The sequence below is a fragment of the Streptomyces sp. NPDC002754 genome, from assembly GCF_053592315.1.
Genome location: NZ_JBSFVM010000007.1, coordinates 312,505 through 335,072, shown reverse-complemented (window position 1 = coordinate 335,072; position 22,568 = coordinate 312,505). Strand labels below are relative to the sequence as shown.

At 71.5% G+C, this 22,568-nt stretch carries 21 protein-coding genes; 15 read left to right on the top strand and 6 right to left on the bottom strand.

Annotated features, from left to right (window positions below):
• Positions 1-36: 36 nt before the first annotated feature.
• The gene (locus ACWD2L_RS18625; protein WP_351331723.1) at positions 37-681 is read right to left on the bottom strand and encodes a hypothetical protein; all 645 of its coding nucleotides are present in this window, start codon (positions 679-681) and stop codon (positions 37-39) included.
• A 368-nt stretch (positions 682-1,049) separates the two neighbouring features.
• Here ACWD2L_RS18625 and ACWD2L_RS18620 point away from each other — a divergent pair, with 368 nt between their 5' ends.
• Complete coding sequence (locus ACWD2L_RS18620; RefSeq protein WP_351331721.1) at positions 1,050-3,095, top strand: NAD(+) synthase; 2,046 nt, start codon at positions 1,050-1,052, stop codon at positions 3,093-3,095.
• 71 nt (positions 3,096-3,166) lie between these two features.
• Here the strand turns inward: ACWD2L_RS18620 and ACWD2L_RS18615 are convergent, their stop codons facing one another.
• A complete protein-coding gene (locus tag ACWD2L_RS18615) occupies positions 3,167-4,144 on the bottom strand; it encodes a GlxA family transcriptional regulator (protein ID WP_351331719.1) in 978 nt (325 codons plus the stop codon).
• A 70-nt stretch (positions 4,145-4,214) separates the two neighbouring features.
• Here ACWD2L_RS18615 and ACWD2L_RS18610 point away from each other — a divergent pair, with 70 nt between their 5' ends.
• Positions 4,215-5,180: an NADP-dependent oxidoreductase gene (locus tag ACWD2L_RS18610; RefSeq protein ID WP_351331717.1), complete on the top strand. Its 966-nt coding sequence runs from the start codon at positions 4,215-4,217 to the stop codon at positions 5,178-5,180.
• Between the two features lie 38 nt (positions 5,181-5,218).
• Positions 5,219-6,118: a homocysteine S-methyltransferase gene (gene mmuM / locus ACWD2L_RS18605; protein WP_351331716.1), complete on the top strand. Its 900-nt coding sequence runs from the start codon at positions 5,219-5,221 to the stop codon at positions 6,116-6,118.
• On the opposite strand, the gene ACWD2L_RS18600 is transcribed toward mmuM, so the two are convergent.
• The 3 genes from ACWD2L_RS18600 to ACWD2L_RS18590 all read right to left on the bottom strand — a co-directional run bounded on the left by ACWD2L_RS18600 (position 6,115) and on the right by ACWD2L_RS18590 (position 8,605).
• Entirely contained in the window at positions 6,115-6,783 is a 669-nt protein-coding gene (locus tag ACWD2L_RS18600) for a ThuA domain-containing protein (RefSeq protein WP_351331714.1), read from the bottom strand. The genes mmuM and ACWD2L_RS18600 overlap by 4 nt on opposite strands.
• A gap of 23 nt (positions 6,784-6,806) precedes the next feature.
• On the bottom strand, positions 6,807-7,460 hold the full coding sequence (locus ACWD2L_RS18595; protein WP_351331712.1) for a DUF4389 domain-containing protein: 654 nt from the start codon (positions 7,458-7,460) through the stop codon (positions 6,807-6,809).
• Between the two features lie 212 nt (positions 7,461-7,672).
• Positions 7,673-8,605 (bottom strand): AraC family transcriptional regulator, encoded by a 933-nt coding sequence (locus tag ACWD2L_RS18590; protein ID WP_351331710.1) that lies wholly within the window; start codon positions 8,603-8,605, stop codon positions 7,673-7,675.
• 80 nt (positions 8,606-8,685) lie between these two features.
• On the opposite strand from ACWD2L_RS18590, the gene ACWD2L_RS18585 reads away from it, so the two are divergent.
• A complete protein-coding gene (locus tag ACWD2L_RS18585; protein WP_351331708.1) occupies positions 8,686-9,549 on the top strand; it encodes an NmrA family NAD(P)-binding protein in 864 nt (287 codons plus the stop codon).
• A gap of 37 nt (positions 9,550-9,586) precedes the next feature.
• Here the strand turns inward: ACWD2L_RS18585 and ACWD2L_RS18580 are convergent, their stop codons facing one another.
• Positions 9,587-10,744 (bottom strand): YihY/virulence factor BrkB family protein, encoded by a 1,158-nt coding sequence (locus ACWD2L_RS18580; RefSeq protein ID WP_351331706.1) that lies wholly within the window; start codon positions 10,742-10,744, stop codon positions 9,587-9,589.
• Positions 10,745-10,834: 90 nt separating this feature from the next.
• On the opposite strand from ACWD2L_RS18580, the gene ACWD2L_RS18575 reads away from it, so the two are divergent.
• From ACWD2L_RS18575 to cysD, 11 genes are all read left to right on the top strand, one after another.
• Complete coding sequence (locus ACWD2L_RS18575; RefSeq protein WP_351331705.1) at positions 10,835-12,469, top strand: acyl-CoA dehydrogenase family protein; 1,635 nt, start codon at positions 10,835-10,837, stop codon at positions 12,467-12,469.
• A 232-nt stretch (positions 12,470-12,701) separates the two neighbouring features.
• Complete coding sequence (locus tag ACWD2L_RS18570; RefSeq protein ID WP_351331703.1) at positions 12,702-13,997, top strand: helix-turn-helix domain-containing protein; 1,296 nt, start codon at positions 12,702-12,704, stop codon at positions 13,995-13,997.
• A gap of 50 nt (positions 13,998-14,047) precedes the next feature.
• Complete coding sequence (locus ACWD2L_RS18565) at positions 14,048-14,674, top strand: DUF1266 domain-containing protein (protein ID WP_351331701.1); 627 nt, start codon at positions 14,048-14,050, stop codon at positions 14,672-14,674.
• Between the two features lie 49 nt (positions 14,675-14,723).
• The gene (locus ACWD2L_RS18560; RefSeq protein WP_351331699.1) at positions 14,724-15,206 is read left to right on the top strand and encodes a MarR family winged helix-turn-helix transcriptional regulator; all 483 of its coding nucleotides are present in this window, start codon (positions 14,724-14,726) and stop codon (positions 15,204-15,206) included.
• Positions 15,207-15,340: 134 nt separating this feature from the next.
• A complete protein-coding gene (locus ACWD2L_RS18555) occupies positions 15,341-17,449 on the top strand; it encodes an MMPL family transporter (protein WP_351331697.1) in 2,109 nt (702 codons plus the stop codon).
• 70 nt (positions 17,450-17,519) lie between these two features.
• Positions 17,520-18,107, top strand: coding sequence for a GNAT family N-acetyltransferase (locus tag ACWD2L_RS18550; RefSeq protein WP_351331695.1), 588 nt, complete (start codon positions 17,520-17,522; stop codon positions 18,105-18,107).
• A gap of 331 nt (positions 18,108-18,438) precedes the next feature.
• A complete protein-coding gene (locus tag ACWD2L_RS18545; RefSeq protein ID WP_351331693.1) occupies positions 18,439-20,136 on the top strand; it encodes a nitrite/sulfite reductase in 1,698 nt (565 codons plus the stop codon).
• 28 nt (positions 20,137-20,164) lie between these two features.
• The gene (locus tag ACWD2L_RS18540) at positions 20,165-20,344 is read left to right on the top strand and encodes a hypothetical protein (RefSeq protein WP_351331691.1); all 180 of its coding nucleotides are present in this window, start codon (positions 20,165-20,167) and stop codon (positions 20,342-20,344) included.
• Complete coding sequence (locus ACWD2L_RS18535; protein WP_351331689.1) at positions 20,341-21,051, top strand: phosphoadenylyl-sulfate reductase; 711 nt, start codon at positions 20,341-20,343, stop codon at positions 21,049-21,051. Before ACWD2L_RS18540 ends, ACWD2L_RS18535 begins: the two co-directional genes overlap by 4 nt.
• A 5-nt stretch (positions 21,052-21,056) precedes the next feature.
• Positions 21,057-21,623 (top strand): adenylyl-sulfate kinase, encoded by a 567-nt coding sequence (gene cysC / locus ACWD2L_RS18530; protein WP_351331687.1) that lies wholly within the window; start codon positions 21,057-21,059, stop codon positions 21,621-21,623.
• Positions 21,620-22,567 carry a sulfate adenylyltransferase subunit CysD gene (gene cysD / locus ACWD2L_RS18525; protein ID WP_351331685.1) on the top strand — a complete coding sequence of 316 codons (948 nt, stop codon included), beginning with the start codon at positions 21,620-21,622 and terminating at the stop codon, positions 22,565-22,567. The genes cysC and cysD overlap by 4 nt, the downstream gene beginning before the upstream one ends.
• Position 22,568: the final 1 nt, after the last annotated feature.

Here is a 22,568-nt window from a genome sequence, read left to right as displayed (position 1 = left end):
CGCCGCCCCGGCCGACCCGACGGCCGCCGGGGCAGGTCACCGAGGACCTTTCCACTCGGGCAGCCGCTGCCAGTCGTCCGTCGCTGCCGCAATGATCGGCTCGACCTCCGCCGCGGTCAGCGCGACGGCCATGTCACGCAGACAGGCACAGTCCGCGGGAGCAACCCCCCGCAGGGCACAGGTGACGATTCCGCAGATCTGCAACGCCCGTGCGGCAAGCACGAGTTGGCTGTCGAACGGCAGCGAGACACGTCGGACGAGCTCGCCGGCGAAGGCCGCCATGAGATCCGTCCCGCCAGATTGACGGACCGCGCCCGCCACTCCGTCGCGCAGATACGCGTGCGTGCTCGACTTGAGCAATTCGCGCGCCGCAGCGGCGAGTTCATCACACCCGCCCGGCTTTCGCTGTTCGCCGACGAGGGCACGCCAGGTCGCCTCCGACGTGCACTCGGCGGCGCGGGCCGCGATCACGTCGACCGCTCCCTTGTCGAGAAGGTCGGCCCACAGGGCTGCCCCCGCGTCGACGCCCCCAGCTCGGTGGGCGGCGTCCACGGCCCCGGCGTTCGGCCGTCCGTTGAAGCGAATCCCGCCCACATGGAAATGGCACCGCACCTTGTCCTGCCGCACGCGACGACGACAGGACGTGTGCTTCTTCGTCTCCGCACCGCACAGGTGGCCCATGCGCCGAGTGTCAAAATCCGACACGCGCCCCGCAACACGGAGCCTGCGGCACCGTCGTCAACCGGTCGCGGCCCCTTGTCCGAATCAGGCCCCCCGCAAGACTTCACCGATCCCCTCCGGCCACCGACCGCCCATGCCGCCCCATCGAATGCTCCCTCACGCCCTTCCGTCGGCCTCCCCTGCCCGCCCGTATTCGACGGGATCCGTTCTCCTGTACGCCCATTGGCCGCCGCGGCGCGTCAACAGTCGCTCACACAGTGCCGGAGCCGCGATGGCGTCCGATCTCCGTGGCGGCTCAGGACCGGCCCTGGCCGGTGAATGCCGGGCCCCGGCGCGCACCGCCCCGCCCCGGTTGACATCATGGACAGGTGAACTTTCGGTCGATCTACAGTCACGGTTTCGCGCGGGTCGCCGCGTGCACCGGCCACGCCGCCATCGCCGACCCGCGCACCAACGCGGAGGCCGTCCTGCGCCAGGGCCGCCGTTGCGCGGAGGACGGGGTCGCCGTCGCGCTCTTCCCCGAGATGGGCCTGTGCGGGTACTCCATCGAGGACCTGGTGCTCCAGGACCCGGTGCTCGACGAGGTGGAGCAGGCTCTCGCCGACATCGTCAAGGGCTCCGCGGACCTGCTGCCGGTCCTCGTGGTCGGCGCGCCCCTGCGGCACCGCAACCGCATCTACAACTGCGCGGTCGTCGTGCACCGCGGCCGGGTCCTCGGCGTGGCACCCAAGTCGTACCTCCCCACCTACCGGGAGTTCTATGAGAAGCGCCAGATCGCGGCGGGCGACGACGAGCGCGGCGGCACGATCCGGGTCGGGGGCAGCGAGGTCCCCTTCGGGACGGACCTGCTCTTCGCGGCCGAGGACGTACCCGGACTGGTCCTGCACGCGGAGATCTGCGAGGACATGTGGGTTCCGCTGCCTCCCAGCGCGGAAGCGGCCCTCGCCGGCGCGACCGTCCTGCTGAACCTCTCCGGCAGCCCCATCACGGTCGGCCGCGCCGAGGACCGCAAGCTGCTGTGCCGGTCGGCGTCGGCGCGCTGTCTGAGCGCCTACGTGTACGCGGCGGCCGGAGCGGGAGAGTCCACCACGGACCTGTCCTGGGACGGGCAGACCATGATCTTCGAGAACGGGGTGCTGCTCGCCGAGACGGACCGCTTCCCGCTCGGTGACCAGCACGCGGTCGCCGACGTCGACCTCGACCTGCTGCGCCAGGAGCGCCAGCGCATGGGCACGTTCGACGACAACCGCCGCACGCACACCGCGCGCACCGGTGACTTCCGCCGCGTGGACTTCCACCTGGACCCGCCGACGAGCACCGACCTCGGCCTCAAGCGCCGCGTCGAGCGCTTCCCGTTCGTCCCCGCCGACGCCGAGCGTCTCGCCCAGGACTGCTACGAGGCGTACAACATCCAGGTCTCGGGCCTGGTCCAGCGGCTCGGCGCGATCGGCGGCCCAAAGATCGTCATCGGCGTCTCCGGCGGCCTCGACTCCACGCACGCCCTGATCGTCGCGGCCCGCGCGATGGACCGGGCGGGCCGCCCGCGCACCGACATCCTGGCCTTTACGATGCCGGGCTTCGCGACGGGCGAGCACACCAAGTCCAACGCGCACGCGCTCATGAAGTCCCTCGGCGTCACCGCCGCCGAACTGGACATCACCGACACGGCCCGCCTGATGCTCGGCGAGATGGACCACCCCTTCGCGAACGGCGAGCCTGCGTACGACGTCACCTTCGAGAACGTCCAGGCGGGCCTGCGCACCGACTACCTGTTCCGCCTCGCCAACCAGCGCGGCGGCATCGTCCTCGGCACCGGCGACCTGTCCGAGCTGGCGCTCGGCTGGTGCACGTACGGCGTCGGCGACCAGATGAGCCACTACAACGTCAACGGCGGCGTGCCCAAGACGCTCATCCAGCACCTCATCCGCTGGGTCGTCAGCAGCGACCAGTTCGGCGACGAGGCCGGGAAGATCCTCACCGCGATTCTCGACACGGAGATCAGCCCCGAGCTGGTCCCCGGCGAGGAGTTGCAGTCCACCGAGTCGAAGATCGGCCCGTACGCGCTGCACGACTTCACGCTCTACTACGTGCTGCGACACGGCTTCCGGCCCTCGAAGATCGCGTTCCTGGCGTGGCACGCCTGGCGCGACGTGGAGGCGGGTGCCTGGCCGCCCGGCTTCCCTGAGGACAAGCGCAGCGCGTACGACCTCGCGGAGATCAAGCACTGGCTGGAGTACTTCTGCCGCCGCTTCTTCCAGTTCGCGCAGTTCAAGCGGTCCGCGATGCCGAACGGCCCGAAGGTGTCGGCCGGCGGTTCGCTCTCGCCGCGCGGCGACTGGCGCGCCCCGTCCGACGGCAACGCGCGGGTGTGGCTGAGGGACCTGGAGCGGTGGGAGTGGCCGGAGGGGGCGTGAGCCCTCAGGAGTGCTTGGGACTGTGACGCCTGACGACGATATTTCCGTCGTCTGGCGTCACAGTCCCCCTCTCACACCGCTCCCACCGGCCCCGCGCGGAAGGTGCGGCGGTACGCCTGCGGGGTGACCCCGATGGTGGCGTGCAGGTGCTGGCGCAGGGACGTTCCGGTGGCGAAGCCGACCTCGGCCGCGATGCGGTCCACCGGGAGGTCCGTGGATTCCAGGAGGTGGCGGGCCCTGTGCACGCGCTGGCGGATCAGCCAGCGGCCGGGGCTCGTGCCCGTCTCCTCCTGGAAGCGGCGGGCGAAGGTGCGCGGGCTCATCCGGGCGTGGTCGGCCAGCTCCCGCAGCGCGAGCGGCTGGTCGAGGCGCTCCAGGGCCCAGGCGCGGGCGGGCGCGGTGCCGCTGTCGCCCTCCTCGGGCACGGGCTGCTCGATGTACTGGGCCTGGCCGCCCTCGCGCCACGGCGGGACGACGCAGCACTTGGCCACGAAGTTGGCGAGGGCGCTGCCGTGGTCGGAGCGCACCAGGTGCAGGCAGACGTCGAGGCCGGAGGCCGCGCCCGCGGACGTCAGTACGTCGCCGTCCTCGACGAACAGCACGTCCGGGTCGAGGTCGACGTGCGGGAACATCCGGCGGAAGCGGTCCGCGAGCGCCCAGTGGGTGGTGGCGCGCCGGCCGTCGAGCATCCCGGCCTCGGCGAGCGCGAACGCTCCCGTGCAGATGGAGACGGTGCGGGCGCCGGGCCTGATGCGGGCGAGCGCGGCCCGTTCCGCGGCGGGCAGCGGGTCGTCGATGCGCGCCATGTCGTACGGCGGGACGATCACGGTGTCCGCTGTCTCCAGCGCCTCCGGGCCGTGCGCGACGGTGATCGTGAAGTCGGCGTCCGTACGTACCGTGCGGGTCGATGTCGCGGCGCAGGTCACGACCTCGTAGGCCGCGTCCGCCGAGCCGAAGACCCGCTTCGGGATGCCGAGCTCGAAGGGGTAGACGCCGTCGAGCGCGAGCACGACCACGCGGTGGGGAACGGGGGACTCTGGAACGCTCATGGCACGATTCTATCGCTGGATGACCATCTTGCCATTGCCCGTCTCGGGCCCGTGGGCGCAGGCTGGACTCATGAGCGACGACAACACCACCGTGACCACCACCATGAAGGCCATCAGCCAGGACACCCTCGGGGCGCCCGAGGTGCTCCACGAGGTCGAGCTTCCGCGACCGAAGCCGGGCATCGGACAGATCGTGGTCGCCGTGCACGCGGCGGGCCTCAACCCCACCGACTACAAGCACCGCGACTCCGGGCTCTTCCTCGGCAAGCCGCCGTTCGTGCTCGGCTGGGACGTGTCCGGGGTCGTCGAGGCGGTCGGCCTCGGCGTCGCCGTGTTCAAGCCGGGCGACGAGGTGTTCGGCATGCTGCCGTATCCGTACGGGGCCGGTTCGCACGCCGAGTACGTGGCCGGGCCCGCCCGCGCCTTCGTGCCGAAGCCCGAGGGGCTCGGCCATGTCGAGGCGGGCGCGCTGCCGCTCGTCGGACTCACCGCCTGGCAGGCGCTCGTCGACGTCGCCCAAGTGGAGCCGGGGCAGCGGGTGTTGATCCACGCCGCGGCCGGTGGCGTGGGGCATGTGGCGGTGCAGATCGCCAAGGCGCACGGCGCGTACGTCATCGGGACGGCCTCCGCCGCCAAGCACGAGTTCGTACGGGGCCTGGGCGCCGACGAGGTCATCGACTACCGCACCACTGACGTCGCGGCCGAGGTGCGTGACATCGACGTCGTGCTCGACACCCTGGGCGGCGAGGACCGGCTGCGGTCACTGGACGTGCTGAAGCCGGGCGGCGTGCTCGTTTCGCTGCTGCCCGGGAACTTCGACGAAGTGACCGCGCGGGCCCGCGAGTTGGGTGTGCGGGCCATCGCCATGCTCGTCGAGTACGACCAGGCGGGCATGCGGGCGGTCTCCGAACTCGTCACGTCGGGCAAGCTCGCGGTGCACGTGGCCGACACCTATCCGCTGGCCGAGGCCGCCAAGGCGCACGCAGAGGGTGACACGGGGCGGGTGACGGGGAAGCTGGTGCTCACGGTGCGGTAGGCGGCCCGGTCGGGTGCGGTTCGGCTAGCGTCGACCGTATGATCAGCAACTCCTTCACCCGCGCCGCCGCCCGGGGCACGATCGTCCTCGACGGCGGGCTGTCCAATCAGTTGGAGGCCGCCGGGCACGATCTGGGCGACGAGCTGTGGTCGGCCCGGCTGCTCGCCGAGGAGCCGGGGGCGATCGTCGCGGCGCATCGGGCGTATTACGAGGCGGGCGCGGATGTCGCCATCACGGCGAGCTACCAGGCCACCTTCGAGGGGTTCGCGCGGCGTGGTATCGGGCGGGTGCGGGCCGCCGAACTCATGGCGTCGAGCGTGGAGTTGGCGCGCGAGGCGGCCGCCGGTTTCGGGCGGCCGCTGTGGGTGGCCGCGTCCGCCGGGCCGTACGGGGCGATGCTCGCCGACGGGTCGGAGTACCGGGGGCGGTACGGGCTGAGCGAGGAGGAGTTGTACGCGTTCCACCGGCCACGCCTTGAGGTGCTCGCCGGGGCGGCGCCGGATGTGTTCGCCCTGGAGACCGTGCCCGACGCGGACGAGGCGCGGGCGCTGGTGCGGGCGGTGCGCGGGCTCGGGGTGCCGGCCTGGCTGTCGTACAGCGTGGACGGGGTTCGTACGCGCGCCGGGCAGCCGCTGGAGGAGGCTTTCGAGGTGGCTGCCGATGCCGAGGAGGTCGTCGCGGTCGGCGTCAACTGCTGTGCTCCGCGGGACGTGGAGGCGGCTGTGCGGCTCGCCGCCCGTGTCACCGGGAAGCCCGTCGTCGTCTACCCGAACAGCGGCGAGGAGTGGGACGCCGATGCGCGCGCGTGGGCGGGGCGGGCCACGTTCGCTCCGGATCAGGTGACCGCGTGGCGGGACGCCGGGGCCCAACTGATCGGTGGCTGCTGCCGGGTGGGGCCGGGGGCCGTGGCGGGGATCGCGGCGGCGCTGGACGCCTAAAGGCTTCCCTCGCGGGCCGCCCAGCGCACCGCCCCGGCCAGATGGGTCCGGAAGGCCGGGTCGTCGTAGGCCTCGGTGGCGTGGCCGAGGGAGGTGTAGAACATCCGGCCCGGTCCCGGTGCCACGGGATCCCTGCACCACACCAGCGGGTGGTCACCGCCCATGGTCGCCCCCTCGTACGAGGATTCGTCGGCGTACGCGAGGACCCGCACGGTCGGATCCTCGCGCGGGTCGGAGCGGAAGTCGTACCACTCGTCGGTGAACTCCCAGTGGTTCGGCAGGTGTTGGGTCGCCGGGTGGTCGTGGTCGGCGACCCGGACGCGGCCCGGCTGGTACGCGGGGTGCCGGTCGAAGCGCGCCGCGAGCAGGTCCCCGTAGTACGGCCACCCGTATTCGGTGCAGGCGGCCGCGTGCACGCCGACGAAGCCGCCGCCTCCGTCCACGTACGCCGCGAGCCGTTCGCGCCCGGCGGGGGTGAGGACGTCACCGCTGGTGGAGAGGAAGACGACCGCGTCCGGGCGGGTGTCGAGCGCGCGCTCGAACGCGGCCGGGTCCTCGGTGTGCCGCACGTCGAAGCCGAGTGTGCGCAGGGCCCGGACGGCGCCCGGGATGGAGTCGTGGCGGTAATCCGCGGTGCGGCTGTACACGAGCGTCGCGACGGGCATGCCCGGATGCTATGGCCCAGGGCCTAGTAGGGCTCGCGCTCTCCCTGGTCGAGGCGGAACGGCGGGTACGTGTCCGTCATCAGCCCGCCGTACGCGGCCACGCGCGCCGCCCAGCGGTGCAGGCCGATGTTGAGGTCGTACATGCCGCGCGGGTACGTACCGGTGAACAGGACGGCGACGGCGGCGTAGAACGTGAGCACACCCGCGACGCCGCCCGTCGTGCCGGAGCCGCCCACGAGCAGCGACACGATCAGCCACTGCGGCAGCACCAGCAGCCACCACTTGACCAGGACCAGGCCACGCGAGAGCCGCTCGGGGTAGGCGACGTCGAGGCGGGCCGGGTAGTCGGGCGCGGGGCCGAGGGTGAACGGCGGGTAGCGGTCGGTGCCGAGGGTTCCGTACGAGTAGTAGCCGACGCGCCAGGCCCAGCGCAGCACGCCGACGTTGAAGTCGAAGAGGAGCCGCGGGTAGCGGGCCGTGAACAGGATCGCGAACAGGGCGACGAGGGTGGCGAGGCCCGAGCCCACGAACAGCAGGGCGAGGACGAGGTAGTGCGGCAGCGCGAGCAGCCACTTCACCAGCCACAGCCAGCGGGAGACGGCGGGATCGTAATCGGCTTCCAGAGTGACCGGGCTCGCGGGCTGCGCGGTCGCTACGAGGGTCTCGTTATCGGCCATATGCCTCGTGTACGGCGGTTCCGGCCCACCCGCAAGAAGACGAACACTCTCCGTTTCGACACCTCAAGCCCCTGCGGCGCTTGAGCAGACTTTCCAGCCCCGCCGCCGATACACCAAGCCCCTGCGGCGATTGAGCAGGCTTTTCCAGCCCCGCCGGCGTTTGAGGCGCGGGGTCCGGGGCGGAGCCCCGTGACGTGGGCACCCGACGAGCTTCACGACCGGTACTCCTGCGGACTCACCCCGTACTCCCGCTTGAACGCCGCGGACAGCGCAAACGCACTGCCGTACCCGACCCGCCGCGCAATCGCCGCAACCGTCGCCCCACCCTCACGCAACAGATCCGCGGCGAGCGCGAGGCGCCAGCCCGTGAGGTACGCCATCGGGGGCTCACCCACGAGTTCCGTGAAGCGGCGCGCGAGCGCGGCCCGCGAGACCCCGGCCCGTTCCGCGAGCCCGACGACCGTCCACGGGTGGGCGGGATCGTTCTGGATCAGGCGCAGCGCGCTGCCCACGACCGGGTCGCCCATCGCCCGGTACCACGCGGGCGCATCGGCCTCGGGCCGGGAGAACCAGGCGCGCAACGAGGCGATGAGCAGCAGGTCGAGGAGGCGGTCGAGGACGACGTCCTGGCCCGGCTCGTCGCGCACGATCTCCTCGGCGAGCAGCGGGGTGAACGGGCACCGCCACACGTCGGTGGGCAGGACGAGGAGGTCCGGTAGCGCGTCGAGAAGACGCCCCGTCAGCTCGCCGCGCAGCTGGTACGTGCCGATGAGCATCTTCGCCGGGGCGTCGGGGCCCTCACCCCACTCCCGTACGCCGAAATCCTTGTAGCGGCCGATGTTTGCCGGCCCCAGCGGGCGACACTCCTGACCGGGGCCGATCTCGGCGCGCGGCTCGGTGGCCGGGTCGTCGCAGCAGACGTACGGGGCCGGGCCGCGGGCGACGGCGATGTCGCCGGGGCGGATGTGGCGGGGCTTGCCGTCGTCGCCCTCCGGCACGATCCACGCCTCGCCCTCCACCACGATCATCACGGAGAGCGGCGCCTCGTCGGCGATCCGCACGGCCCACGGCGGCTCGAAGCAGGCCCGGATCATGAAGGCCCCGCGCGCCCTCGGCCCTTCGAGGAGCCCTGCGAGTACGTCCATGGGGGCAGCGTAGACGGACGCGTATGGCGGTGAGCGGCTCGGCGATGTCGGTGGGCGGCGCACGGCAGTTGAGTGGATGCATGACACAGACCGAGCGCAACACACAGACGGAGCGGAACACACGGACGGTGCTGGTGACCGGGGCCACCGGTCGTACGGGGCGCCGGGTCGCCGACGCGGCGCGCGCCGCCGGGCTGAGCGTGCGGGCGGCCTCCCGGTCGGGCGCGGTGCGGTTCGACTGGGAGGAGCCAGGCACCTGGGACGAGGCGCTGCGCGGCGCCGACGGAGCGTATCTGGCGTTCCCCACGGACATCGGGGCGCCGGACGCCGCGGACCTGGTGGGCACGCTGGCGCGGCGGGCGGTGGAGCTCGGAGTGCAGCGGCTCGTGCTGCTGTCGGCGCGCGGCGAGGACCAGGCGCTGCCCGCCGAGGAGGCGCTGCGGGGGGCGGGGGCGCGGTGGACCGTGCTGCGGTGCGCCTGGTTCCAGCAGAACTTCAGCGAGGGGCCGCTCGCGGACCAGGTGCGCGGCGGGGAACTGGCGTTCGCCGCACCGGAGGAGTTGCGCGAGCCGTTCATCGACGCGAGGGACATCGCGGAGGTCGCGGTGGCGGTGCTGCGCGAGCCGTCGGAGCGGTACGCGGGCGAGGTCCTGGATCTCACCGGGCCCGCGCTGCTGACGTGGGGCGAGGCGCTCGCGGCCGTCGCGGCGGCCACTGGGACCGAGAAGCGCTATGTCCCGGTCCCTGTGCGGGAGTACGGGACCGCGCTGGGCGGGTTCGGGGTGCCGGAGGAGGAAGTGGCGTTCCTGGTGGACCTGTTCGGGACGCTCCTGGACGGGCGGAACGCCTCGGTCACCGGTGACGTGCGGCGGGTGCTCGGGCGCGGGCCGGGCACGTTCCGGGAGTTCGCGGAGCGGGAGGCGGCGGCCGGCGCCTGGAAGTAGCCGGGGCCGACGGGGCGACCGGGCCGGCGGGCCCCGGTCAGTCCTCCTCGTCCGTCGATCCGTCACCGTTCTTGCGGGCGTGGGTGCGCAGGCGGGACGTGACGTCCTCCGGGGGCAGGAACTTCGACCAGCGCTCCGGGAACTCGGACGGCATGCCGGGGTCGTCGCCGTCCTCCAACTCCTCGTCGTCGTCCGGGTGGTCGAGGGCGGCCGCCCGTGCCAGCTGTTCGGCGGCGGCCGCGGTGCGGACGCGCTCGTTCGCGGCGCGCGCCGCGCCCGTCGCGACCGAAGGCCACACCCGGTCGATCGCGGCGTTCACCGCGGCGCCGACGAGCACCGCGAACGCCGAGACGCCGATCCACAGCAGCACGGCGACCGGCGCGGCGAGGGAGCCGTAAATGGTCGGGCCCTCAATGGTGTTGGTGAGGTAGAGGCGCAGCAGGAAGCTGCCGGGGATCCACATCGCGAGCGCCACGAGGGCGCCCGGCACGTCCTCGATCCACGGCGAACGCACCGGCACGGACACGTGGTACAGCGTCGTGAGGAACGCGATGGACAGGACGAGGACCACGGGCCAGTAGAAGATCTCCACGAGCGACTGGGACCAGGGCACGAGGCCGATCACCGCGTCCGGGCCCGCGATCATCAGCGGCAGCGCTATCGCGCCGACGACGAGCCCCACCAGGAAGAGCAGGAAGGCGAGCAGCCGCGTCTTCACGATGCCGCGTACGCCGTCGAGGCCGTACATCACGGTCACCGTGTCCACGAACGTCGACACCGCGCGCGAGCCCGACCACAGCGAGAGCAGGAAGCCGATGGAGATGACGTCGGGCCTGCCGCCCTTGATGACGTCGTCCAGGATCGGTTCTGCGATCTCCTTCACGCCCTGGTCGGTGAGGACCGTGCGGGAGGCCTCCAGGATGTTGTCGCGGACACCCGCGATGGTGTCGGCGCCGGTCCACGTGTCGACGTACGCGAGCAGTCCCACCATGGACAGCAGCAGCGGCGGGACCGACAGGAGGGTGAAGAACGCCGCCTCGGCCGCGAGGCCCAGGATGCGGTACTCCATGCACGAGTTGACGGTGTCCTTGAGGAGCAGCCAGGCCGTCTTCCGTTTCGAGACGTTGTGATAGAGGACACGCGCCCGGTGAAGACGTCCGGACGGCGTTTCGGGGGATCCGCTTGCTGGCTGCACCCCTCAACGGTATCCGCCGGGAGGGACGGCGTCCGACGTCAGGCCCGGCCTGTGGTGGGGTTTGCGGTGGCGCGGGTAGGTTCGGCAGACATGGCAGGCAGCACGCATACCGTCACCAACCAGGTTCCTCCGCTCGTCGGATACGACGTGTTCTCCGCGGACCGGGCCCTCACGCAGGGTCTGACGCGGCATCTGGACCCGGGACTTCTGGACGAGACCCTCGCGGACCTCACACTTCTCGGTCGCACCGCCGGGTCGGCGCAGGCCCAGGAGTGGGGCAGGATCGCGAACGAGAACCCACCGCGCCTTCGCACCCACGACCGGTACGGCCACCGGATCGACGAGGTGGAGTTCCATCCGGCGTGGCACCGGCTCCTGGGCAAGGGCGTGTCGGCGGGGCTGACGTCGGCGTGGACGCGGCCGGGCGGTCATCTGCGGCGCGCCGCCGCGTTCCTGGTGTGGTCCCAGGTGGAGGCGGGGCACCTGTGCCCACTGTCGATGACGCACGCGGCGGTGCCGGCGCTGCGCGCGGAGCCGGAGCTCGCCGCCGCGTGGGAGCCCCTGCTGACGTCCACGGTCTACGACTCCGGGCTGCGCCCCGCGGGGCAGAAGGCCGGGGCGCTCTTCGGCATGGCGATGACGGAGAAGCAGGGCGGCAGCGACGTACGGGCCAATACGACGCGGGCCCTACCGCTGTCCGAGGCCGGGACGTACGCGCTCACCGGCCACAAGTGGTTCTGCAGCGCGCCGATGTCGGACGGTTTCCTGGTCCTGGCTCAGGCCGGTGCGGGGCTCACCTGTTTCCTCGTGCCGCGCGTCCTCGGGGACGGGACACGCAACGCGTTCGCCCTCCAGCGTCTGAAGGACAAGCTGGGCAACCGGTCCAACGCGTCGGCCGAGGTCGAGTTCGACGGGACGTGGGCGCGCCGGGTCGGCGAGGAGGGGCGCGGGGTGCGCACCATCATCGAGATGGTGTCGGCGACCCGGCTCGACTGCGTGCTCGGCTCCGCGGCCCTGATGCGGCAGGCCGTGGCGCAGGCGACCCACCACTGCGCGCACCGCGAGGCGTTCGGCGCGAAGCTGGCCGACCAGCCGCTGATGAGCAACGTCACGGCGGATCTGGCGCTGGAGTCGGAGGCCGCGACGACGCTCGCGCTACGGCTCGCGGCGGCGTACGACGACGGGGGCGAGCAGGAGCGGGCCTTCCTGCGGATCGCGGTGCCCGCGGCCAAGTACTGGGTGACGAAGCGCTGTACGCCGCTGGTGACGGAGGCCCTCGAATGCCTCGGCGGCAACGGGTACGTGGAGGAATCCGGCATGCCGAGGCTGCTGCGCGAGTCACCGCTGAACTCGATCTGGGAAGGCGCGGGGAACGTGCAGGCCCTGGACGTCCTGCGGGCGTTGCAGCGGGAGCCGCAGGCGCTCAACGCGTTCCTGATCGAGGTCGGCAAGGCGCGCGGCGCGGATCACCGGCTCGACGCGGCGGTGAAGGGTCTGCTGACCGAACTCGGCGACCTGGACGGCATCGAGGCGCGGGCGCGGCGGATCGTGGAGCGGATCGCGCTGGTGCTGCAGGGCTCGCTGCTCGCGCGGTACGGACCCGACGACGTGTCGGACGCGTTCTGCGCGGCGCGGTTCGGGGGCGACAGGGGCGCGGGGTTCGGAACGCTGCCGCACACGCTGGACCTGGCGGCGCTGACGGAGCGGGCGCGTCCGCAGGTGTGACCGCCCGGCACTGACGCGGGGATGGTGCTGCGCCGACACGGCACCATCCCCGCTCATCAGAACCCCTGAAGGAGCTCGAACGCCGCATCGCTGCGGCGTTGCTCCCATCTTCAAACTCCGCACGGATGTTCACCAGGGTTGCAGGGGGTTGCAACGTTCCTCGGGAAGGCCCACGCCTGTGCGGTTTCTCAGTGCAGGATGGACGCAACTCCCCCAAACCGAGGTTCTCCCCATGAACAAGGACTCGACGATCGACCTCGCACGGTTGTCCGCCATGGATGTGGCGCACTCGTCCCGCCTCCTCAAGGGGGTGCGCGACGCCACGCTCTCGGGGCTGCGGCCGCGGATGCGTCCGCGACCGGTGATCGGCGACTCCTGGCAGCGGATGCTGCGGGACGGCGTCGACCCCGACCACGACGTCCGGTTGGGCCTGCTCACCACGGAGGAGCTGGAGTCGAAGCGGCAGGCTTCGCCGCTCCTCCCACTCCTGCCGATGCTGCGCGAGGCGCTGGTGACGGTGGCCGACGCGGCGCAGCACATCATGGTGATCAGCGACGCCGAGGGCCGGATCCTGTGGCGCGAGGGGCACCCCGGTGTGCTGCGCATGGCCGACAGACTGGGCTTCCAACTGGGCGCGCACTGGGCGGAGGACGTCGTCGGCACGAACGGGATCGGGACGCCGCTGGTGGCCCGCCGTCCCGTGCAGGTCTTCTCCGCCGAGCACTTCGTGCAGTCGCAGCACCCGTGGATCTGCACGGGCGCCCCAGTGACGGATCCGCGCGACGGCCGGGTCCTCGGGGTCGTGGACGTCAGCGGGCCGATGGACACGCTGCATCCGGCGACGCTGTCGTGGGTGCACTCGGTGGCGCAGCTCGCCGAGGCCCGGCTGCGCGAACAGTTGCTGGGGAGCCTGGAGCGGCTGCGTTCGGTCGCCGCGCCGGTCCTCTCGCGGATGAACGGGCGGGCGCTCGCGGTCGACCGGTTCGGCTGGACGGCGGCGGTCACCGGGATGCCGCCGGTGGACCGGGTGGCGCTCCCCAAGTCCCTTGCGGAGGGCGGCTGCTGGGTCCCGGCGCTCGGGTCCTGCGGAGTGACACCGCTGCCCGGGGGCTGGCTCCTGATGCTGGACGAGGAGCCCCGGCCGCTCGACTCGACCCATATCGCGCTCGACGTGTCCCGCCCGCGCCGCTGGTCCCTCGAGGTGTCCGGGGCCGCGGCCACCTGGACCCACGAACTGAGCCCGCGGCACGCCGAGTTGCTCCTCGTCCTGGCGCTGCACCCGGCGGGACGCAGCGCCTCCGCGCTGGCCGACGACCTGTTCGGCGACGGGACCCGTACGGTGACGGTGCGCGCCGAGATGTCCCGCGTCCGCCGCTACCTCGGCGCCCTCCTCGCCCACCGCCCCTACCGCTTCGCGGACGACGCGACCGTGGACGTCCTCCTCCCGGACGACTCACGGGACCTCCTCCCGCACTCGGTCGCCCCGGCGGTGGCGGCGGCCCGGACCTGTTCGAGCCCCGCACATTGAACGAGAGCCCCGTGGGTGCGGCGGCGGCAGGTTCGGTACGCTCCGGCGCCATGTCCTTGTTCGAACGCATCCCGCGCATCAGACCCAGGGCGAAACGGCGCTACCGCACGCCCCTCACGCTGCACCAGCTCTGGATGGTGTCCCTGAGCGCACCCGTGCGCCCGGACAAGGACGCCTCCCGCACCACGCTCTACCCGTTCACCCGCCTCGACGACGACAAGGCGCGGCGCCGGCTGGCCGGGCAGTGGGAGTCCGGCACGCGGGACGAGCTGCTCGCGCGGCTCGGCGCGCTGGCGCGGTCGGGCTTTCGGGAGCAGGCCCGCGCCCGGCTCGGCGTGGAGCCGCTGGCCTGGGACATCGCCCTGTACGCGGACATCGCGCGGTGCGGCTTCGCCGCCGGGCTGCTCTCCGAGGCGGACGCGTGGAACCTGCTGAAGAACGTGGTGCCGCGGGTCGCGGGCACGTACAACACGTGGCAGGAGTACGCCGACCACTACCTCCTCGGCCTCTCGGTCTGGCGCGAAGGCGCACGGGGGACGGCCTCCGAGTCGCTGCTCGCCCCGCAGGACGTCGCGGACGCGCACGTGAAGTCGCTGCTCGACCCGGCGAACCGCAAGAGCCCGTGGCTCCGGGCGCCGCTGGACGTCATCCGCCGCCCCGACCTGCGGCCCGAGTAAGCTGACGCACCCTCGTACAGGATCGAGCGGAGGGAATGCCGTGGTGGGCGTGGGTGGACGGGCCGAGGAAGCCGACGAAGGGGCCGCACCGTCGGACCTGCGGCGTCTCGCGGTGGAGCTGCGCCGCCTCAACGGAGAGCTCACGCGGGTGGTGCACGGCTTCGCCACCGGCCAGGACCTGCACCCCACGGACGTACAGGCGCTCGCCGTCGTCCTGGACTCCACGGAACCCGTCACCCCGAGCGTGCTGCGCCGCCGTCTCGGGCTGACGTCCGGCGCGGTGAGTGCCTGCGTGGACCGGCTCGAACGCGCGGGCCATCTGCGGCGGGTGCGGGAGAGCCGGGACCGGCGGGTGGTGCACCTGCAGTACGTGCCGGGGGCGCAGGCGCGGGCACGCAAGTACTTCGGGCCGCTCGCGGAGGCCACCGACCGGGTGCGCGGCGACTTCAGCGCGGGGGAACTGGACGTGGTGGTGCGGTTCCTGGGATCGCTCAATCACGAGCTCGCCGCCGTGGAGAGCCCCCGCACTTAGGGCCCCTTTCGCGGCCGACCGCATCCGCGAGGCCGGGCGAGGCGGAAGATACGGCGTATGCCACCATCCCAGTTAACTCAATCATCGAGATACTTTCTGATTGAGGTTGTCAGGCCGCCTTCCTTGGGAGAACCATGCCCCGCACCCACCGACGCGCCCGCTGGCTCGTGCCGATCGTCCTGCTCTTCGGCTGGCTCGCCATCGGCGGCATGTTCGGTCCGTACGCCGGAAAGCTCGGCGAGGTCGCCACGAACGACCAGGCGGCCTTCCTGCCGCAGGGTGCGGAGTCCACCCAAGTGATCGACGCGCAGCGCGCCTTCAGCGAGGACGAGACGCTCCCGGCGATCGTCTTGTGGACCGCCGACGGCGGCGGCCGCATAGCCGATGACCAACAGGCCGCCGCCACCCGCGCGTTGGCCGCGCTGAAGGGCGAGCCCGGCATCGTGGGGCAGGTGTCGCCCGCCGTGCCGTCGGACGACCGCGAGGCCCTCCAGGGGGTCGTGCAGCTCCGCCCCGACCTGGGGCACGAACTCGCCCCGACGCTCGACGAGATCGACTCCGCGGCGTCGAAGGTGCCGGGTACGACGGTCGCCGTCGCGGGCCCCGCGGCGAGCCAGGCCGACCTGACCGGCGCCTTCGCCGGGATCGACGGGCTGCTCCTGTCGGTCGCGCTGGTGGCGGTCCTGGTGATCCTGATCCTGGTCTACCGCAGCGTGCTGCTCCCCTTCGTGATCATCATCGGGGCGGTGCTCGCCCTGGGCACCGCCTGCGCCGTCGTCTACGCCCTCGCCGACCACGACGTCGTACGGGTCGACGGACAGGTGCAGGGCATCCTGTCGATCCTCGTCATCGGCGCCGCGACCGACTACGCGCTGCTGCTCACCGCCCGTTACCGCGAGGAACTCGCCACGGGCGCCCACCGGTTCACCGCGATGCGGGCCGCGCTGCGCCGCTCCTCCGGGGCCATCGTGGCCAGCGCCGCCACGGTCGCCCTCGGCCTGCTCGCCCTGCTGCTGAGCGACCTCACCAACAACCGGGCGCTCGGCCCGGTCGGCGCCATCGGCATCGTCTGCGCCGTCCTGAGCACCCTCACGTTCCTCCCGGCCGCCCTGGTGCTGCTCGGCGGCGCCGCGTACTGGCCCGCGAAGGTGCGGACCGACGACGGGTCGGGCGCGGGGCACGGTGTGTGGCGGCGCGTCGCGCGGGCGGTGGAGCGGGCGCCGCGCAAGATCTGGGCGATCGCCCTCGTCGGGCTGCTGGCGTGCGCGGCCTTCGCTCCCACCCTCGACTCCAAGGGCGTGCCGCTCGACGAGATCTTCGTCAACGACGCGCCCTCGGTCGCCGCGCAGGCGACGCTGGCCGAGCACTTCCCCGGCGGCTCCGGGAACCCGGCCGTGGTGATCGCGGACGCGGGGCAGCGGGACGCGGTCGTCTCGCGGGCCGAGAAGGTCGACGGCGTCGCGAGCGCGGCGGTCCTCACCGAGCAGGGCCGGCCGGGCGGCGGTCCCGCCCGCGTCGTGGACGGCAGGATCCGCGTCGACGTGACGCTGAAGGACCCGGCCGACAGCGACGCGGCCAAGGAGGCGATCGGCCGACTCCGTACGGCGCTGCACTCCATCGACGGCGCCGACGTCCTGGTCGGCGGCTACACCGCGCAGCAGTACGACACCCAGCACACCGCCGAACGCGACCGCACGCTGATCGTTCCCGTGGTCCTCGCCATCATCCTGGTGATCCTCATCGGGCTGCTGCGGTCCCTGATGATGCCGCTGATCCTGGTGGCGACGGTGGCCCTCAACTTCGTTGCGACGCTGGGCATTTCGGCGCTCGTCTTTGAGCACGTGTTCGGCTTCAGCGGCACCGACGCGTCCGTGCCGCTGTACGGGTTCGTGTTCCTGGTCGCGCTCGGCGTGGACTACAACATCTTCCTGATGTCGCGAGCCCGTGAGGAGTCCCTGAAGCACGGGGCGCGGGACGGGATCCTGCGGGCGCTCGTCGCGACGGGCGGCGTGATCACGTCGGCCGGTGTCGTGCTGGCCGCGACGTTCGCCGCGCTCGGCGTGATCCCGCTCGCCTTCCTGGTGCAGATCGCGTTCATCGTGGCCTTCGGCGTCCTGCTCGACACCCTGGTCGTCCGCTCGCTGCTCGTCCCCGCGCTGGTCAGGGACATCGGCCCGAGGTCCTGGTGGCCCGGGCGCCTCGGCCGTCGCACGGACCGACGCACGGACCGACGCACGGACTGATCCGCGCGGGACCTTCCCGCATCCTGAACACCCTTGGCCACAGCGCGTCGGCCGTGATCCGATGAGCCGCATGAGCAGCAGCAACACCCTCACCGTCACCACGTGGTCGCTGGAGCAGACCGCTCCCGGCGACCTGCGCCCTGCGACCCCACCGGAGGGCGACGACGTGCGCGTCGTGCGCGCCGAGATCCCCTCCCCGGAGTTCAGCCGCTTCCTGTACGCGTCCGTGGGCAGCGACATCCGCTGGCTGGACCGGCTCGGCTGGACCTACGCGCAGTGGCAGGAGCAGCTGTCGCGTCCGGGTGGCGAGACCTGGGTCGCGTACGAGAAGGGCACGCCCGCCGGGTACGTGGAGCTGGACGCGCAGGACGACGGCGTCGTGGAGGTCGTCTATTTCGGCCTGATCCCGGCGTTCCGCGGGCGGCGGATCGGCGGCCACCTCCTCTCGTACGCGGTCGCGCGCGCGTGGGACCTGGCCGAACGGTGGCCGGACCGGGCGCCCACGAAGCGGGTGTGGCTGCACACGTGCAGCAAGGACGGTGAGCACGCGATGGCGAACTATCAGCGGCGCGGTTTCAAGCTGTTCCACACGGCGACCGAGGAGGAGCAGGACCTTCCGACCGCGGGCCCGTGGCCGGGGGCTTTTCCCGCCGCCTGAGTGTGTCCCGCCTGCCGTCGAGCCCCTTCGTGCCACTGTGACCGGCGCCACCATTGTCCGCGATTCGAGACGATCTCGTCCGGATCGCGGACAATGGTGGACCGGGCCCAAAGTCCCGTGACACGCTTTCGTCATGTCTACAGCTGGAACCGCCTTGGTGAGTCGACGTCACGTCGACTTCGGACGCATGTCCAGCGCCATCTGTCCGGCGCGCTGATCTCTCCAGCCCCGCCGATCTCTCGTCACATCTGACCCCCTGCGCACCGCCGCGCCCATCGCGCGAAGTGTGCAGGTCAGAGCCGCCTTAAGCCCGCCTGAAGGACACACATCCATGGCTGCTACCCCAGAAACACCTGTCTCCGCCACGCCCCGCCGTAAGGTGAGCCGTCACCGTGGCGAGGGTCAGTGGGCCGTGGGCCACTTCACTCCGCTCAACGGCAACGAGCAGTTCAAGAAGGACGACGACGGTCTCAATGTACGGACACGTATTGAGACGGTCTACTCCAAGCGCGGTTTCGACTCCATCGACCCCCAGGACCTGCGCGGACGCATGCGCTGGTGGGGTCTCTACACCCAGCGCAGGCCCGGCATCGACGGCGGCAAGACGGCCGTCCTGGAGCCGGAGGAGCTGGACGACGAGTACTTCATGCTGCGGGTCCGCGTGGACGGCGGCCGGCTGAGCGTCGCGCAGCTGCGCGCGATCGGCGAGGTCTCCGAGCAGTACGCGCGCGGCACCGCCGACATCACCGACCGGCAGAACATCCAGCTGCACTGGATCCGCATCGAGGACGTTCCGGCGATCTGGGAGAAGCTGGAGGCCGTGGGCCTGTCCACGACCGAGGCGTGCGGCGACTGCCCCCGAGTGATCATCGGCTCCCCGGTGGCCGGTATCGCCGCCGACGAGATCATCGACGGCACGCCCGCCGTGGACGAGATCCACGACCGCTACATCGGCAACAAGGAATTCTCCAACCTGCCGCGCAAGTTCAAGACGGCGATCTCGGGCTCCCCTGTCCAGGATGTGGTCCACGAGATCAACGACGTGGCCTTCGTGGGGGTGAACCACCCCGAGCACGGCCCTGGCTTCGACCTCTGGGTCGGCGGCGGCCTGTCCACCAACCCCAAGCTCGCGCAGCGCCTCGGCGCGTGGGTGCCGCTGGACGAGGTCTCCGACGTCTGGGCCGGCGTGGTCGGCATCTTCCGCGACTACGGCTACCGGCGCCTGCGCACCCGCGCCCGTCTGAAGTTCCTGATGGCCGACTGGGGTCCGGAGAAGTTCCGCCAGATCCTCGAGGACGAGTACCTGAAGCGGAAGCTCGTGGACGGGCCCGCACCCGAGGAGCCCTCGCAGAAGTGGCGCGACCACATCGGCGTCCACCAGCAGCAGGACGGCCGCTTCTACGTCGGGTTCGCGCCGCGCGTCGGCCGAGTGGACGGCACCACGCTCGCGAAGATCGCCGAACTGGCGGGTGCGCACGGTTCGGACCGTCTGCGCACCACCGTCGAGCAGAAGATGATCGTCCTCGACGTCGCCGAGAACCAGGTCGACTCGCTCGTCGCCGGTCTTGAGGCGCTGGACTTCCAGGTGAAGCCCTCGCCGTTCCGGCGCGGCACGATGGCCTGCACCGGCATCGAGTTCTGCAAGCTCGCGATCGTCGAGACGAAGCAGCGCGGTTCGCAGCTGATCGACGAACTGGAGAAGCGCCTCCCGGAGTTCGACGAGCCGCTGACCATCAACCTCAACGGCTGCCCGAACGCCTGCGCCCGTATCCAGGTCGCGGACATCGGTCTCAAGGGGCAGCTCATGCTCGACGGCAACGGCGAGCAGGTCGAGGGCTACCAGGTGCACCTCGGTGGCGCGCTCGGCCTGGAGGCCGGGTTCGGCCGCAAGGTGCGCGGCCTGAAGGTCACGTCGGACGACCTGCCGGACTACATCGAGCGCGTCCTCAAGAACTACGAGGCCGAGCGCGAGGACGGCGAGCGCTTCGCGACCTGGGCCGCACGTGCATCCGCGGAGGCCCTTTCGTGAGCGCAGCGAGCGAAACAGAGGACACAGCATGAGCGAGCGCGCCGCGCCGTTCTTCTGCCCGTACTGCGGGGACGAGGACCTGCGGCCCGGCGAGGAAGGTCACGGCGCCTGGGAATGCGCGGCCTGCAACCGAGCCTTCACGTTGAAGTTCCGCGGGCTGCTCGCCCGCGGGGTTCAGCGCAACGACGGTGGAGGGGAACAGATATGACGACGGCTCAAGCCCCCGCGGACACGGATGAGTTGAAGGCGCTCGCCGAGCAGGCCGGGCGCGACCTGGAGGATGCATCGCCGCTGGAGATCCTCCAGTGGGCGACGGACACCTTCGGCAGGAAGTTCTGCGTGACCTCGTCCATGGAGGACGCGGTGGTCGCCCATCTCGCCTCCCGTGCGATGCCCGGTGTGGACGTCGTGTTCCTCGACACCGGCTACCACTTCGAGGAGACGATCGGCACGCGGGACGCCGTCGAGGCCGTGATGGACGTCAACGTCATCACGCTCACCCCGCGGCAGACGGTAGCCGAGCAGGACGCCGAGTTCGGCCCGAAGCTGCACGACCGCAACCCGGACCTGTGCTGCGCGATGCGCAAGGTGAAGCCCCTCGAAGAGGGACTCGCCGGATACGCCGCGTGGGCCACGGGCCTGCGCCGCGACGAGTCCCCGACCCGCGCGAACACCCCGGTCGTCGGCTGGGACGAGAAGCGGCGGAAGGTCAAGGTCTCGCCGATCGCCCGCTGGACGCAGGACGACGTCGACGCGTACGTCACCGAGCACGGCGTGCTCACCAACCCGCTCCTGATGGACGGCTACGGCTCCGTGGGCTGCGCCCCGTGCACCCGCCGCCTCCTCGAGGGCGAGGACGCGCGCGCCGGACGGTGGGCCGGCCAGGCCAAGACCGAGTGCGGACTGCACGGCTGACCGCCATGAACGACACCCAGACTTTGGAGAACCAAGTGACCGGAGCCACGATCTGGCTCACGGGTCTGCCGTCCGCCGGCAAGACCACCATCGCGTACGAGCTGGCGGACACGCTGCGCGCCGAGGGCCGCAAGGTCGAGGTGCTGGACGGCGACGAGATCCGCGAATACCTCACGGCGGGCCTCGGCTTCAGCCGGGAGGACCGGCACACGAACGTCCAGCGCATCGGCTACCTCGCCGAACTCCTCGCCCGCAACGGCGTGTTGACGCTCGTCCCGGTCATCGCCCCGTACGCGGACAGCCGCGAGGCCGTCCGCAAGCGTCACCAGGTGGGCGGCACCGGCTACCTGGAGGTGCACGTCGCCACGCCCGTGGACGTCTGCTCCGACCGCGACGTGAAGGGCCTGTACGCCAAGCAGGCCGCCGGTGAGCTGTCCGGCCTCACCGGGGTCGACGACCCGTACGAGGCACCCGAATCGCCCGACCTGCGCATCGAGTCGCAGAACCAGACCGTGCAGGAGTCCGCGGCAGCGCTCCGTGCGCTGCTCACCGAGAGGGGTCTCGCCGCATGACGACCGTAGCTTCTTCCGTCTCCGAGGGCTCCGAGGAGACCGACAGCCCTTACGCGCTGACCCACTTGGACTCCCTGGAGTCCGAGGCGGTGCACATCTTCCGCGAGGTGGCGGGCGAGTTCGAGCGGCCGGTGATTCTCTTCTCCGGCGGCAAGGACTCCATCGTCATGCTGCACCTGGCGCTCAAGGCATTCGCCCCGGCGTCCATCCCCTTCTCCCTCCTGCACGTTGACACCGGGCACAACTTCCCCGAGGTCCTCGACTACCGCGACCGCGCCGTCGAGAAGCACGGCCTTCGCCTGCACGTCGCGTCGGTGCAGGAGTACATCGACGCCGGCAAGCTGCGCGAGCGTCCGGACGGGACCCGTAACCCGCTCCAGACCGTGCCGCTGACCGAGAAGATCCAGCAGGAGAAGTTCGACGCCGTCTTCGGCGGCGGCCGCCGCGACGAGGAGAAGGCCCGCGCCAAGGAGCGCGTGTTCTCCCTGCGCGACGAGTTCTCGCAGTGGGACCCGCGCCGCCAGCGCCCCGAACTCTGGCAGCTCTACAACGGCCGGCACGCCCCCGGCGAGCACGTCCGCGTGTTCCCGCTGTCCAACTGGACCGAGCTGGACGTGTGGCAGTACATCGCCCGCGAGAACATCGAACTGCCGCAGATCTACTACGCGCATGAGCGCCCGGTCTTCAAGCGCAGCGGCATGTGGCTGACGGCGGGCGAGTGGGGCGGCCCGAAGGACGACGAGACGGTCGAGACGCGGCAGGTCCGCTACCGCACCGTCGGCGACATGTCCTGCACCGGCGCCGTCGACTCCGACGCCACGACCATCGACAAGGTCATCGCCGAGATCGCCGTTTCCCGGCTCACCGAGCGGGGCGCCACCCGCGCCGACGACAAGATGTCCGAGGCCGCGATGGAAGACCGCAAGCGCGAAGGGTACTTCTAGA